The sequence below is a fragment of the Blautia sp. SF-50 genome (genome assembly GCF_900101315.1).
GTDB lineage: Bacteria > Bacillota > Clostridia > Lachnospirales > Lachnospiraceae > Blautia_A > Blautia_A fusiformis.
Window position 1 is genome coordinate 26,179 of record NZ_FMUW01000025.1, and the last position, 15,369, is coordinate 41,547.

The window sequence follows — 15,369 nt, forward strand, 5'->3', positions numbered from 1 at the left end:
TTGGGGGAAGCGAGTAAATTATAATGTCTTTTTGAAAGGACAGAAAGGATAAGGTATTTTAATTATGGGAGATGTAAGATTCACAGGAAACTGGAACTCTGTAAATGCACACACAGTTCCAAAATGGTATGAGGATTGTAAATTTGGAATTTTTATCCACTGGGGAATTTATTCCGTGCCGGCGTTTGCACCGCATACATGGGAGCTGGGAGAGGTTGATTCCAAAGAATGGTTTGCGGATAATCCGTATGCAGAATGGTATTACAACTCTCTGAACATTGGAAAAGGCCCTACATATAAGCATCATATAGAAAAATACGGAAAAGATTTCAAATACGAAGATTTTATTCCTATGTGGAAAGCTGAAAACTGGGATCCGAAGCAGTGGGCAGAGATTTTTAAAGAAGCAGGTGCGGAGTATGTTGTTCTGACAACCAAGCATCATGACGGATTCTGCCTGTTCCCAAGTAAATATACACATTTCAATTCCGTAGAAATGGGACCGAAGAGAAATATCACCGGTGAGCTGACAGAAGCTGTCCGTGACGCAGGAATCCGCATGGGCCTGTATTATTCCGGACTGATCGACTGGCAGTATGCAAACGATCCTATTTTTGAAGATGATGATCTGTTTGGAACAGCCAGCCCAACATTTGCATATGCAGATTATTCCTATAATCAGATGACAGAGCTTGTAGATGATTATGCACCGAGTGTGTTCTGGAATGATATCGGATGGCCGACACAGAGTGAAGAGATGATGCCGTATTTCTTAGCACATTATTACAATAAGGTTCCGGAGGGTGTGGTAAATGACCGTTTCAACGGACGTTATCACGATTTCCTTACTAAGGAATATAAATCCGGTTCTGTAAACAGAAATGAGAAATGGGAGATGTGCCGTGGAATGGGCTTATCCTTCGGTTATAATGCCAATGAAGGTGATGACAAGCTGATCTCCGTTCCGGATCTGATCTCACTTCTTGTCGGAACAGTGGCAAATAACGGAAATCTTCTCCTGAACATCGGCCCGAAGGCAGACGGAACTATCCCGGAGGAGCAGGTAAGAAGACTGAAGATCCTGGGTGCATGGCTGAAGGTCAACCATGATGGTATTTACGGAACACGTTGCAGTGACCGCGAATCTGAGCTGCTTGAGAATGGAATCGAGCTTCATTATACACAGAAAGACGGAAATCTGAATGTGTTTGCAGATCATCTGAAGGAAGGCGCAAATGAGTTCCTGATCAAAGGATACCACGGAGCGCTGAGACCATTTGATCCGGCAGTGAAGGTAGAAACTGAAGATACTGCAGAGGGACTTCTTGTGAAAATCCCGGAATATAAAGAGGATATGTATGTGGTTGGGTTAACCAACAGATTCTAAATGATGAACATGAGGACTGGATGTATGCCGGTCCTTTTGTTGCTGCATGGGAGAAGATCGTGGATATCCGATCGATTCTCAGGGAGGGAGCTTTTATGTTTGGGAAAAAAATCGCAATACTGTTATCAACGGCAATGATCCTGACAGGGTCCTGTGTATCTTCTGTGGCTGTACATGCACAGACCGGTTATGCGGCTGAATATGCACAGGAAGCATCGGCAGCAGGCGTGCAGAGCACTGCAAAGCTTGTTGCGAAGGGTTCCTGCGGAAGCAAAGCTGTTTACCGGTTGTACTCCAATGGAAACCTGCAGATACAGGGAAAAGGGGAGGTTAAGGTTACCGATAATTTTTCATACAGATCAGCAATGATAAAAACAGTAACCGTTGCATCTGGGATCACGGGAATCGGTGACAGAACCTTTTCAGGCTGCAGAAATATGAAGAGGATTTCGTTGCCGGGAACTCTGCGGAGTATTGGGGTAAGAGCATTTGGAGATACTGCGATCACCAGGATCAAGCTTCCTGATGGACTGAAAAGCATTGGTGCATATGCTTTTTACCAGAGTAAGCTTACGAGCCTGGATGTACCGAAAACTGTAACAAAAATTGATGAATATGCTTTCAGTTACTGTAACAGTCTGGAATCTGTCAGCATTCCGGGAAGTGTGAAAATATTACCGGAATCGTTATTTGAGGCGGATATGAAGCTGAAAAAGGTTACGCTTGGACAGGGCGTTTCCAGGATAGAAAGAGCGGCCTTTCGGCATTGCGGTTTGACAGGAGTAAGTTTTCCGGACAGTGTCACGGTTATTGGTGAAGGTGCGTTTTCTTTTTGTGCAGATCTCAGAAAGGTGTCGTTGCCGAAGAAGCTTACAGAGATCGGGAACGGTGCATTTAATAATTGTCGAAAACTGGGGAATATTACAGTACCTGCCAGTGTGAAAAAGATCAGAAGCCATGCTTTTTATGATTGTCTGGCTATGAAAAAGATTACGATCCTCAACAGTAAAACAGTGATAGAAAAAGAAGCGATCGGCTATAATTTCAATAGTGGAAAAAATAAAACTTTTGTCATTGCCGGAAAAAAGAGTTCTACTGCTCAGACTTACGCAAAGAAAAATGGATTCCGTTTTTTGAACAATACTGCCGCAGTAAGGACCGCAAAGATGACCGGCGTGCCCAAAACAAAAACCATACTTCGTGGAAAAACATATACGATCCAGGCAGTGACCGTGCCGTATTACAGCGACGAAAAGATTCTTTTCCGTTCCTCGAATCGCAGGATCGCTACGGTAAATTCCAAAGGTGTTGTAAAGGGAATCCGAAAAGGGGCGGCCGTGATCACCGTGCAGAGCGGAGCGAAAAAACTGAACTGTAAGATAACGGTGAAGTAACGATGAAGCAGGCGTACGTAAAATCGCCATAACAGTGAAAGAATACAAAAGAAAATAAAAACAGAAGCCCGGCAGATGAAACATGGAGAGTTTTCACATGTGCAGCTGCCGGGTTTTTTATAAATATAGAAAACCCTTAAAATAAGGAATAAAATAGCTTGTTATACCCTTAAAATAAGGGTATATTAATAAAAAAGGGGGAATCTAAAATGACAGGATATGCTGTGAAACATTCGATACGGGCAGAAGATATACGAATTTTAAGGAAGAAATTGAAGCTTACACAAAAAGATTTTGCAAAGTTAGTAAATGTATCTCAGAAAACAATAGAAAGATGGGAAAGTGAAAATCGGGATATTACAGGACCGGTTACGACATTAGTTCATATTTTAAACGAGTATCCTCAGATTGAGGAAAACCTCCGCGTGCCGGAAAAAGAATATCCGATACGCTTATGGTACATGTTTAAGAGTGAAATATGTACGATTATTGATGTGGATGAGAGAGGCAGAAAAGTAAAAATATATAATTATACAAACAATTTTATTAAAAAAGCATTTGGCCGAAATGAAAAACCAACCTTTGAAGAATACGAGGAATTTCTGGAATCTCGTTGTTTCCCGAGACAACGAGACAAAATAAAATTGGTATTAGAAGATTTGAATCTGCCATTTTATGATCCGTTTATGATCATAGAAAAGACCGAAGGAAGAATGGCAGAGGATGATTTCTGGATCAGGATTGAGAGGTAAAGATGGTACAGCTTTTTGAACAGGATATCAAAACAAATGACAGACAATCGTCAAAAGGAAACCAATTGAAATGGTGCAGGAACAATGTATGGTATAAAGCTGATTATATGGGATATGAGGGATTGGTGGAATATGTTGTTTCACGTTTGTTGGAAAAATCTTCACTGAAACAGGAAGAGTATGTTTTATATAAAACAGAAGAGATTAGTTATAAGAGAAGAAAATATCTGGGATGTAAAAGTGAAAATTTTTTGCCTGAGGGATGGCAGCTTATTACATTAGAAAGACTTTTTTATGGATTTTATAATGAAAGTCTTTATAAAAAATTATTCACGATTCCAGAACATTCGGAAAGACTGGAATTTATAGTAGATCAGACGGAACGCATTACGGGAATTAGCGATTTTGGAAAGTATATGAGTAAGATCCTGGCAATTGATACATTTTTTATGAATGAAGATCGGCATATGCATAATATTGGAGTCTTAATGGACGCAGAAGAAAAATATCATTTATGTCCAATATTTGATAATGGTGCAGGACTGCTATCAGATATACAGATGGATTATCCGATGGAAGAAAACATAAATAATCTGATAGAGGAGGTACGATCAAAAACTCTGTGTGAAGATTTTGATGAGCAAATCGAGATTGCGGAAGAATTGTATGGTCAGCAGATAAGTCTGGAATTTACTAAAAAAGACGTAAAAGAAATATTGGATATGGAAAGTTATTATCCGCAGGAATATAAAGAAAGAGTATTTGAGATTATTATGAGCAGGAGAAGAAAGTACAGATATTTATTTTGAACAACTGCACGTCGTATTTTTGGTATTTTGGTAATAAAGCAGGTACAAAAGGTTTCACATGTGCAGCTGTCGGTTTTTTATAGTAGAAAAAATGTTAAAAAATGTCTGTAAACAGACAAAATATGACAAAAATATTCTAAACAAAGTTTGATTAAATGTGATGGGAAATTTATAATTTTAGTATAAATGTGAATTGGAAAATGGGGGAACGGTCACATCCAAAGGTGTTGTAAAAGGCATCAAAAAAGGAACTGCAACCATTACCGTTCAGAGTGGTTCTAAAAAACTGACCTGTAAGGTAACGGTTAAATAATTCAAAGGATATTAGTAATCAGCATTTGTTATTTACTCATAGTTATATCTTATATGTTTGAGCACGCAAAACAGACTGGAGCTTGATAAGAATATATATCAGGTTCTCAGTCTGTTTTTATATATTGCAGGCAAAAAAAAAGAACACGTTTTCACAAAATAAGATTGACTTTTTTTAAAACTCTCATTATCATATAAAACATATTTAATTACTATGAAATAAGAAATGATAAAAAGTTCTGTTACACAGATGACGTTGAGCAGCGTACAGGACTGGCAGCGGGCAGACTTTTTTCAGAAGGAGGGGACGGGTACATGTCCATCAAGAAGATCGCAGAAAAGGCAGGGGTTTCACCGGCGACGGTTTCCAGAGTTTTGAATAATCCCAATTATAAATGTTCTGTTTCCGGACTCAGGGACAAGATATGGAAAACAGCTATCGAGATGAATTATGTGCCCAACGAGGCGGCCCGGAATCTGAAAAAAGGCGTTTCCGCAAAGCAGGAGAAAACCTGGTACATTAATATCCTGATGACAAGAACCGATTCTTCCACAACGGATCCGTTTTTTGCGGAGCTCCTTCGGGTGATCGAAAGTGAGATCCATGATAAAAACTGCATTCTTTCCAAAGTATGGTATATGTCTGTGTTTTCCGATGACCGGAAGTGCCGAAGAGAGAATCTGGACCGGCTGATCGACGGAATGTATGACGAGGTGGAAGGGAAAAGGGATGGACTGATCATCATCGGCAGATGTAATAAAGAGGCTTTGAAGAAGCTGAATAAGAAGTATAAGAGTGTGGTATCGGTGAACCGGAATTCTACCAATTATGAAGTGGATGAGGTCCTTTGTGATGGGAAAAAGATCGCAGCAGCGGCAGTGGAATATCTGATCTCCCTGGGGCACAAAAATATCGGTTATATTGGCCAGTGTCACAGCGAGGACCGGTATAACGGGTATCTGGAAACACTGAAGAAGCATGATCTGGATGTGATACCGGAGTATGTTATCGAAACAAAGCAGACTGAGGCCGAGGGCTACGAGGCCATGGAAAAGTTCTTTCAGTCGGACGACATGCCAACCGGAATCTACTGTGCCAATGATATTTCGGCAATCGGAATGCTGAAGTGCCTGAATAAATTTCGGAACCGGTATTATATGCCTTCGATCATATCCAGCGATGATATACAGGAGGCACAGTTTACCAGACCGATGCTGACAACGGTGAGCCTGCCCAAGGAGGATATGGGAAAATTTGCATTATACCTGCTGCTGGACCGGCTGAAGGGCGGGCATTCCGGTATTGTGCGAATGGAGCTGGAAGGCAGACTGATGATACGGAACAGCTGCAGCAGTGTGGAGGACAGTATGTGGAGCGATTATTGTATCTGAGGATTGCGGATGCGCAGATATAGTGACAGACAGGATGCGGTTGCGCTATGACCAGAGTATTTCGTGAAAACGTTTTCATATATTCCTATTTAATTAATGGGAATAATATGGTTTAATGTATTCAATTCAAAAAAAATTACAGAACCACAGTAAACGGAAAGAACAGGTATGATTTGACAGCGAAATGAAGCAGTTACATTGTTGGGAAAAAGATTTCTAAATAAAAATGTGGTTGTAAAGGAGTACACAGATCATGAAAAGAAAACGCATTGCAGGTGTCTGTATCACACTGGCAGCAGTGGTACTGGCAGGAACTTTTGCAGTATCGGGAAACAATACAAAGGATAAAAATCATGTGGAGATCATCAATGTGTCCTATGATCCGACCAGAGAATTTTATGAAGCATATAATAAGATTTTTTCAAAATATTGGAAAGAGGAAACAGGTCAGAGTGTGGATGTGATCCAGTCTCATGGCGGTTCCGGAAAGCAGGCTCTTGAGATTTCCAATGGACTTCCTGCGGATGTGGCGACACTTGCACTGGAATATGATATCGATGCGATCCGAAATGCCGGTCTGATCGACAAGGGCTGGATCGATGAATATCCGGATGACAGTGCTCCTTATACTTCCACCATTGTATTTCTTGTTCGGAAGGGAAATCCGAAAAATATCCATGACTGGGATGATCTGACAAAGGATGGTGTGGGGGTGATCACTCCCAATCCGAAAACCTCCGGTGGTGCCCGCTGGAATTACATGGCAGCCTGGGCTTATGCCAATGAGAAATATAACGGCAACGAGACAGAGATGAAAGCCTTTATCAAGAAGCTTTACAAAAATGTCCTGGTTCTGGATTCCGGTGCAAGAGGTGCCACAACCTCTTTCGTGGAAAACGGGCAGGGTGATGTGCTGATCGCCTGGGAAAATGAAGCGTTTCTTTCTGTAAGGGATAATCCGGATGATTACGAGATCGTAACGCCGGGCATCAGTATCCTGGCACAGCCATCCGTTGCTGTTGTAGATGAAAATGTGAAAAAGCATGATAATGCAGAAGCTGCGAAAGCATATCTGAAATATCTGTATTCCGATGAAGCTCAGGAGCTGATCGCGGAGAATTACTATAGGCCGGTTGATCAGACGATCCTGAAAAAGCATGCAGATACTTTTAACCTGAAGGTGAAGCTGACAACGATCAAAGATTTCGGCGGCTGGGATGCAGTTCAGAAAAAGCATTTCGCAGACGGCGGAGTGTTTGATGAGATCTATGAAGAGTAAAAGAGCCTGAGATTTTGTAACAGATCAGAAACTTAGAATAGAAAAGCGGGGAGACAGAAATGAAGAAACAACAGAGTAAACGTGTGATACCAGGCTTTGGACTGACAATGGGAGTGACTTTGGCGATGCTGAGTATCGTAGTTCTGATCCCTCTTGCGTCTTTGGCAGTATACTCGGCGCGGCTGGGTTTTCGGGAATTTATTGAGGTGATCACACGGCCGAGGGTTTTGTCCGGATTCTATGTAAGCTTTATTACTGCATTTGCGGCCACAGTGATCAATGCTATTATGGGACTGGTTCTTGCGTGGGTGCTGGTAAGATATGATTTTCCGGGAAAAAGGATCATGGATGGAATGATCGAGCTGCCTTTCGCACTGCCGACTGCAGTTGCCGGTATCTCACTGACATCCCTGACATCCGATAAAGGTCTGGTGGGAAGCTTTTTTGCAAATTTCGGTATTAAGATCGCATATACCAGGATCGGTATCACGGTGGCATTGATCTTTGTGGGAATCCCTTTTGTAGTCAGGGCCATTCAGCCGGTTCTGGAGAAGCTGGACGGTTCTTATGAGGAGGCGGCTCGTGTCATGGGTGCAAAGCCATTCACCGTTTTTCGCAGGGTTATTCTTCCGGAGCTTCTGCCGGCAATGCTTTCCGGGGCGGGACTTGCCTTCGGACGCTGCCTGGGAGAATACGGAAGTGTTGTTTTTATCGCAGGAAACAAGCCTTATTATACAGAGATCACGCCGCTGATCATCATGTCAAAGCTTCAGGAGTTTGACTATGAAAGCGCAACAGCTATCGCACTGGTTACACTGGCAGTATCATTTCTGATCCTGTTTGGTGTGAATCTGGTGCAGGCAAGAAATACGAAACGTATCAGAGGGAGGGATGCATAATGGATGAAAAAAAGAAGCAGGCTTCCGGGCCGGTGAAATGGATCCTTATCGGGATTTCCGTGATCTTTCTTTTTGTGATGCTGGTACTGCCTCTGGTGGTTGTTGTAACCCAGGCGCTGAGCAAGGGCTGGCAGTGCTATGTGCAGGCGGTGACAGATGAGTACACGCTGAAAGCGCTGGAGCTGACCATTGGGGCGACGGTTGCGGCTGTTGTATGCAACACGATCTTTGGTCTGTGTGCGGCATGGGCAATGACCAGATTTCATTTTCGGGGAAAAAAGCTCCTTACCACTTTGATCGATGTTCCGGTTACAGTATCACCGGTTATCGCAGGTCTTATCTATATCCTGGTTTTTGGAAAGCAGAGTCCTCTTTATTCTGTTCTTGAAAGTGCAGGGATACAGATCGTGTTTGCAGTTCCTGGAATTGTCCTGGCAACGATCTTTGTCACATTTCCATTTGTGTCCAGAGAGATCATACCGGTTCTGGAATCCATAGGGTCCGATGAGGAAGAGGCGGCAGCACTGATGGGAGCAAAAGGCTGGACGATTTTTACCAAGGTGACATTTCCGCATATCAAGTGGGCATTTCTCTATGGTGTTGTGCTGTGTACAGCCAGAGCCATGGGAGAGTTTGGAGCTGTGTCCGTACTGTCCGGACATCTCCGTGGAAAAACAAATACACTTCCGCTTCATGTGGAAATTCTTTATAATGAATTCCAGTATGTTCCGGCATTTGCGGTTTCTTCGATCCTGGTGATCCTGGCGGTGATCCTTCTGATCGCAAGAAATGTTCTGGAGCATAAAGGAAAGGGGGAAAAAGGCGATGTACGTTGAGTTAAAAAATATCAATAAAACATATGGGGATTACAAGGCATCTGACAACGTAAGCTTTGGTATCGAAAAGGGAAAGCTGATCGGTCTCTTAGGACCCAGCGGAAGCGGAAAAACTACGATTCTCCGTATGATCGCCGGTCTGGAGCAGCCGGACAGCGGTGAGATCATCATCGACGGAAGAGTGGTCAATGATGTGCCTGCCAGCGAGCGAGGCATTGGATTTGTGTTCCAGAATTATGCTCTTTTCCGGTATATGACGGTGTATGATAATATTGCATTTGGCCTGAAGGTACAGAAGGCGGACAAGAAGTATATTAAGCAGAGGGTTATGGAACTGGTAGAGCTGATCGGGCTGAAGGGCCTGGAGAAAAGATATCCGAGTCAGCTGTCCGGTGGTCAGAGACAGCGAGTTGCTTTTGCCCGGGCTCTGGCTCCGAATCCGCAGCTTCTCCTTCTGGATGAGCCTTTTGCGGCGATCGATGCAAAGATCCGTACGGAGCTTCGAAGCTGGCTGAAGGACATGATCGAGAAGCTGGGGATCACCAGTATTTTTGTTACCCATGACCAGGATGAGGCTATCGAGGTGGCGGATGAAATTATTATTACCAACCGTGGACGGATCGAGCAGAAGGGAACCCCACTGGAGGTTTATCAGAATCCGGATACTGCGTTTACGGCGGGATTTTTCGGGCAGACTTCTGTGATCGATGATTACCAGGTGTTCAATCACTTCGAGGAAGTTCCAGGAGGCGAAAAAGCCATTGTCCGTCCGGAGTTTGTAAAAGTGACTAAGAAGAACGAGGAACAGAAATATAAAAGCTCCGCAACAGAGGGCGTCGTAGAACGAGTCGCATTCCGCGGCAGCAGCCTGGAACTGAAAGTCCGTGTAGGAAACACCACACTCAGCGCCAGAAGAAGCCTTGACGAAGAACCCGTCCGGGAAGGCGAAGTTGTGGATGTGTTTGTGCAGAGGATTTTTGTAACGAAGGGAAATGAGGCAGTACTGCTACATAATACAGCTATGGTTGAGGATTGGTTAGTGATATAAAAAAATGCCGCGGGAGCGGCATTTTTTTATGAGCAAGTAGCGTTAGCGGATTGCGAATATCATATGATATGGCCGCGGAAGCGGCATTTTTTTATGAGCAAGTAGCGTTAGCGGATTGCGAATATCATATGATATGGCCGCGGAGTGGCATTTTTTTATATATGTGAAATTTTCACACCGTAATATTCTGCAAGAGAATCCACCAGGTCATCACGGATTTTTTTGTGGTCATTGCCATCCAGGGACATGACACAGGATACCATCTGACGTTTTTTATCAACGACGCAGTATTGGCCGTAATTGCCGGACAGGATCAGGGTATCTTCCATAGGTCCCATATATATGAAATATCCATAACCATAGCTCTGGTAATCCGGATGCTCCGTCAGTGGATTGTAAGAATCGATATGTTTCTGACAGGCATCAATCACGAATTTTTTTGGGACGATCTGTTTTCCGTTCAGGGAACCCTCATGCAGAAGCAGATGTCCAAAACGAGCCAATTCATCAATCGTCAGATACAGTCCGTTAGCTGCCATACAATGTCCCTGAGGGCAGAGGGTCCAGTCCGGATTCGGAATGCCAACCGGTTCAAAGAAACGATATCGCAGATAATTCAGCAGACCCGTTCCGGATTTCTCTTCCAGAAGAACAGATAAAATATAGGAACAAAAATTGCTGTACACAAAATGAGTACCGGGTGTATAGGGAAAAGAATCATTCTGAAAGAAATATCTCACCCAGTCCTTTTCTCTGTATCGCTCTGGTCCATCGCAGAAAAAGAGCGGATCTTTCTGACCGGATGACATGGTAAGAAGATCACGGATCTTTATCTTGTACAGATTTTCAGAAGGGTCGGAAGGGAAATATTTTTCAAACCAGGGATAAATGTATTCATCAAGAGTGATCAGTCCTTCACGTTCTGCGATACCTGCGGCCATTGCAACAAAAGGCTTGCTGATAGACCATATATTTAAACGGGTTTTGACCGGAAAAAGTCTGAATTCTTCTTTTAGAAGATCATTTTTATATATCTGTGCGTAGATGATATTGGAATGATGTTGCTTTGATTTCTCAAGAAAAATATCTAAAATTTCCTGCATGATAATCCCCCCCCTGAAATTATTATTCGTAAAAAAGATCAAAGTCTGAATAAAGTTCTTCCAGGTCATGAAGTCGTGTACTGATGGATTTGCACCTGGTTTTGCGGATTTTTGCAACAATACTGTCAAACAGACAATAGAGGCATGAGAAGGAGTTAAATCCCATTTCATTGAGATTGATCTCTGTAATGATAGCGTGGTCTGCCAGCGCCCATGCCGGTGATGAAATGCTGTCTGTGATGGCGAGTATCTTTGCACCATGATTTTTGGCAATCTGTGCATATTTCAGAGACCATTTGGTATAGCGGGCAAAAGAGATCAGAAGAACAACTGTATCCTCGGATGCTTCTGTGAGATATTCGAAATTGGAATCGTAAAATTCGTGAACCACCTTGGTATTTCCAAGAAGCTGATTCAACAGAGTTCCCATCCAGAGAGCGGCACTGTAGGAAGAGCGTGCACCAACAATGAGGCGTTTTTTGGCATTGCTCAGATGGGTAACAATCTGATCCATATCTTCCTGATTCAGATGAGATGCCCAGCTTTCCATGGAATGGAGTTCATTGGCAATGATGTTTTGATAAAAATTTCCGCTATCCAGACGTGAATCGTCTGTTATAACCGTAGGAACGGAAAGAATATCATTCTGTACAGTACGCTGCATTTCAGAAAAACTTTCAAATCCCAGGGAATAGGCAAGGCGTATGATAGTGGTTTCGCTTACGGAAATTTCCTTGCTGAGTTTCGCAAGGGTGGAATAACTGAATGAATCAAGGTGTTGTAATATATATTCGGCGACTTTCTTCTGACCGGCAGAAAGGAAAGATACTTTTTCACGGATCAACTGTTCTATTTTCATGAAAACCTCCTGTATTGTACGATTAGTATAATAAATTATAACAGGTGTAAAGTTTGATCACAATATAATGGAGTAAAAAATTCTTCTTAATATAAAAAAGATGTAAATAATGCACAAATTAAAGTGTGTATTTTTAATAATATTGTCAATAGAAATCTTGAAACCTAGATGCTAATATAGCATTAAATAATTCACATGACGTCAGAAAAAGAATTAATTACACTATTAATATTAAAGTCAATAAAAAAGGGGGGCTTTTATGTCGTCAACAGTAAAGGAAATAAAAGAAAAAACAGGTTACCTGAAACGAAGTGATCTTTATACAATCGGTGTAGGACAGGCGATTGGATCGGGTGTTCTGACACTGATCGGACCGGCAATTCTTTTGACTGGTCAGTCAGCATGGTTGGCATATGTAGCTGCATGTATCTGGGGATTTATGATGATTGCACCAATTCCATGGATCACATCTACACTGAAACTTGGAGGAGGATTTTATTCTCTGGTAGGAGATATGGCCGGCAAACGAGTTGCCGGTATGTATGCAGTAGGATTTTTGCCACAGACGATCAATCTGGCGACTTATGGTGTGGCAATTGGTATGTATGCAAATTCCCTGTGGCCGCAGATTAATGCGAAATGGTTTGGAATTGCAGCCCTGAGTGTGTTCTTTGCCATCAATCTGTGTGGTGTGGATGTAATGGCGAAGGTACAGAAAATTCTGGTTATCCTGCTGTTTGTTGCACTTGGTCTGTTTATTGTTCTGGGATGCCTCCAGCTGAAAAATCCGGTGTTTGAGTTTACAGCACCAGACTTTTTCTCCAATGGTCCATCCGGATTCTTTTCCGCAATCATGCTGTATGTATATTCAACAAACGGATATTCCTGCATTATGAATTATGGTAAACAGGCAAAAGAAGCACATAAAGATATTCCAAAGGCACTTCTGTACTGTATTCCGACACTGATGGTTGTATATGGCGGTGTTGCAATTGTAGCAAGTGGTGTGCTTCCTCTGGATCAGGTAGCCGGACAGCCGCTTACCCTGGTTGCAAAAAATATTTTAAATCCGGCACTTTTCACAGTATTTATGATTGGTGGTCCGGTACTTGCACTGTCTTCATCCATTAATTCAACAATTTCCAATAACTGTATTCCGGTTGCACAGTCCTGTAAAGATGGATGGCTTCCGAAATCATGGGCAGCTCAGAACAGAAGAGGGGCTTACTGGAAACTGATGACATTTACTTATCTTATGGGAATATTACCTGTGTTACTGGACTTTTCTATCAGTGATGTTGTAAATAATATTATGCTTCTGGCATCAGCACTGGCATTTCTGCAGATTTATGCTTATTTCCAGCTTCCGAAAAAACATGCAGAAGCATGGGAAAAATCACCAATGCATATTTCTAACGGAAAATATTATTTCCTCTGCTGTTTGAGCCTGTTTGCATATATCTGCATTTTTATCAATTCTTGCAGAAGCCTGAAACTTCCGGTAGTAATCATCAGTCTGATAGCCATTGTAGTATGCATGGCTTACGGATGGTTTAGAAGTGTAAGTCCTGATGTAAAGATGGAAACAAGTGTGTGGGAGGATTAATGTTTATGAATAAAGACCAGAACCTGATCAATGAATTTGCTATCAAAACTTTAAAAGAAAATCTCAATGTTATGTATGCGCAGATATGGCGTGAAGGACAGTTAACGGCAGAATATAAAAGAATGCCGGTCAAGACACGCCTTAACACCTGGTCTGCCTGCAAGGGTGTTGTGTCCTGTGCGGCAGGAATCGCACTTGATGAAGGGCTGATTCGACTTGATGAGAAGATTGTGGATATTTTTCCAGAGTATGCACCGGAGAATCCGGAAGGATATCTGGGGGATGTAACGCTGGAAAATATGCTGACAATGACTACAGGTTTGGAAAGCTCTCTGTTTTTCTGTGACTGGCCGGAGCGTTACACAACTCCGGACTGGATCCGATATTTTTTTGAGAATGCGAAGGTGATAAAAAAACCGGGAACAGAATGGCTGTACAGCAATTTTAATACTTATATGATCAGCTGCGCGATTGAAAAACGTGCGGGAGTTAATCTTCTGGAATATTTGAGAAATCGCTTTTTTGAGCCGCTGGGAATTGGAAATCCAGACTGGACTTTGTGTCCGAAAGGGCATGTGCATGCGGCTAATGGACTTTATGTGAATATTGATGAGTTTACCCGGTATGGACAGATGATTCTTCACAAGGGAAATTATAATGGAAAACAGCTGGTGCCAGAGTCGTACATGAAGATGGCAACGTCCAATCTGGTGGATAATTCAGTGGCAGGAAGTCCGGGAAATCTTTATTCCGGTTTTGGATATGGATATCAGTTTGTCATGAATCCGGAAGCCGGTTCCTATCGATCCGATGGAAATTATGGTCAGTTCTGCCTGGCATTTCCGGATAAAGATGTAGTAGTAACTGTGATGTCACTGGAGGGGGATTTCCAGAAAATAGGAAATCATCTATGGACGACAGTGATTCCGGAATTATAAGAATTCTGTCTGGCAAATCAGACAGTGTAAGAGGGCTTAAATCTTTCTGGCTTGACATTGGTCAGAAACCGTTTTATACTCCTGTCTTTGACAGTTGCTAAACAAAAAAATCGCTGTACCTTTTGATTTTACTGGGGTTCGGCGATTTTTTTGTGTCGTTTTGGAATATAGTATTTTATCCAATGCGTCGTAAAATCCCCTGCTTCAACTATGGGGATATAAGACGCGTCCATCGAATTTATGCAAGTAATGGAATATGGACAAAATAGTAATTGTATTAACTAATGAACTATAGTATAATACAAATATGAACACAACATATAAATCAAACAACAATGTCGTCTATTCCTGTAAATACCATGTAGTATGGTGTCCAAAGTATAGACGAAAAGTATTAATTAATGGTGTGGACGTCCGGCTGAAGGAGCTGCTCACAGAGTATGCTGCAAATCTTTCTGTAGACATCCTGGAAATGGAGATCATGCCAGACCATGTTCATATGCTTTTGGAAGTAGATCCTCAGTTTGGCATCCACAAAGCTGTAAAGTCATTTAAAGGCTATACGTCCAGAATTTTAAGACAGGAATTTCCCTATCTTAAAACGAAAATGCCGACTCTCTGGACAAACAGCTATTTTGTATCGACGGTGGGCGGTGCTCCGCTGGAAACAGTAAAACAGTATATTGAAAACCAGAAAACATCGCAGAGACAAAAGGATAAGATGGGATAATGCAAAAAGGAATTAAATTCAGGAT

At 42.3% G+C, this 15,369-nt stretch carries 14 protein-coding genes; 12 read left to right on the plus strand and 2 right to left on the minus strand.

Going from position 1 to position 15,369, the window contains the following annotated elements:
• Nucleotides 1–64: 64 nt before the first annotated feature.
• The 9 genes from BLP57_RS13575 to BLP57_RS13615 all read left to right on the plus strand — a co-directional run bounded on the left by BLP57_RS13575 (nucleotide 65) and on the right by BLP57_RS13615 (nucleotide 10,108).
• Nucleotides 65–1,387: an alpha-L-fucosidase gene (locus BLP57_RS13575; protein ID WP_092072423.1), complete on the plus strand. Its 1,323-nt coding sequence runs from the start codon at nucleotides 65–67 to the stop codon at nucleotides 1,385–1,387.
• Between the two features lie 95 nt (nucleotides 1,388–1,482).
• A complete protein-coding gene (locus tag BLP57_RS13580; RefSeq protein WP_175442989.1) occupies nucleotides 1,483–2,781 on the plus strand; it encodes a leucine-rich repeat protein in 1,299 nt (432 codons plus the stop codon).
• A gap of 209 nt (nucleotides 2,782–2,990) precedes the next feature.
• The gene (locus tag BLP57_RS13585; protein ID WP_015526587.1) at nucleotides 2,991–3,533 is read left to right on the plus strand and encodes a helix-turn-helix domain-containing protein; all 543 of its coding nucleotides are present in this window, start codon (nucleotides 2,991–2,993) and stop codon (nucleotides 3,531–3,533) included.
• A gap of 2 nt (nucleotides 3,534–3,535) precedes the next feature.
• Nucleotides 3,536–4,342: a hypothetical protein gene (locus BLP57_RS13590; protein WP_092072429.1), complete on the plus strand. Its 807-nt coding sequence runs from the start codon at nucleotides 3,536–3,538 to the stop codon at nucleotides 4,340–4,342.
• A gap of 627 nt (nucleotides 4,343–4,969) precedes the next feature.
• Nucleotides 4,970–6,046 (plus strand): LacI family DNA-binding transcriptional regulator, encoded by a 1,077-nt coding sequence (locus BLP57_RS13595; protein ID WP_059086950.1) that lies wholly within the window; start codon nucleotides 4,970–4,972, stop codon nucleotides 6,044–6,046.
• 253 nt (nucleotides 6,047–6,299) lie between these two features.
• Entirely contained in the window at nucleotides 6,300–7,325 is a 1,026-nt protein-coding gene (locus BLP57_RS13600) for a sulfate ABC transporter substrate-binding protein (RefSeq protein ID WP_242872633.1), read from the plus strand.
• Nucleotides 7,326–7,384: 59 nt separating this feature from the next.
• Entirely contained in the window at nucleotides 7,385–8,224 is an 840-nt protein-coding gene (gene cysT / locus BLP57_RS13605) for a sulfate ABC transporter permease subunit CysT (protein ID WP_059086488.1), read from the plus strand.
• A complete protein-coding gene (cysW, locus tag BLP57_RS13610) occupies nucleotides 8,224–9,060 on the plus strand; it encodes a sulfate ABC transporter permease subunit CysW (RefSeq protein WP_092072435.1) in 837 nt (278 codons plus the stop codon). The genes cysT and cysW overlap by 1 nt, the downstream gene beginning before the upstream one ends.
• A complete protein-coding gene (locus BLP57_RS13615) occupies nucleotides 9,050–10,108 on the plus strand; it encodes a sulfate/molybdate ABC transporter ATP-binding protein (RefSeq protein ID WP_092072438.1) in 1,059 nt (352 codons plus the stop codon). The genes cysW and BLP57_RS13615 overlap by 11 nt, the downstream gene beginning before the upstream one ends.
• A gap of 155 nt (nucleotides 10,109–10,263) precedes the next feature.
• Here the strand turns inward: BLP57_RS13615 and BLP57_RS13620 are convergent, their stop codons facing one another.
• Nucleotides 10,264–11,211 (minus strand): serine hydrolase domain-containing protein, encoded by a 948-nt coding sequence (locus BLP57_RS13620; protein ID WP_015526597.1) that lies wholly within the window; start codon nucleotides 11,209–11,211, stop codon nucleotides 10,264–10,266.
• Between the two features lie 22 nt (nucleotides 11,212–11,233).
• Nucleotides 11,234–12,070: a MurR/RpiR family transcriptional regulator gene (locus BLP57_RS13625; protein WP_092072444.1), complete on the minus strand. Its 837-nt coding sequence runs from the start codon at nucleotides 12,068–12,070 to the stop codon at nucleotides 11,234–11,236.
• Nucleotides 12,071–12,329: 259 nt separating this feature from the next.
• On the opposite strand from BLP57_RS13625, the gene BLP57_RS13630 reads away from it, so the two are divergent.
• The 3 genes from BLP57_RS13630 (at nucleotide 12,330) to tnpA (ending at nucleotide 15,344) form a co-directional block, all read left to right on the plus strand.
• A complete protein-coding gene (locus BLP57_RS13630) occupies nucleotides 12,330–13,676 on the plus strand; it encodes an APC family permease (RefSeq protein WP_021653084.1) in 1,347 nt (448 codons plus the stop codon).
• A 5-nt stretch (nucleotides 13,677–13,681) separates the two neighbouring features.
• The gene (locus BLP57_RS13635) at nucleotides 13,682–14,614 is read left to right on the plus strand and encodes a serine hydrolase domain-containing protein (RefSeq protein WP_015526600.1); all 933 of its coding nucleotides are present in this window, start codon (nucleotides 13,682–13,684) and stop codon (nucleotides 14,612–14,614) included.
• A 307-nt stretch (nucleotides 14,615–14,921) separates the two neighbouring features.
• Nucleotides 14,922–15,344 (plus strand): IS200/IS605 family transposase, encoded by a 423-nt coding sequence (gene tnpA / locus BLP57_RS13640; RefSeq protein WP_059086115.1) that lies wholly within the window; start codon nucleotides 14,922–14,924, stop codon nucleotides 15,342–15,344.
• Nucleotides 15,345–15,369 lie beyond the last annotated feature (25 nt).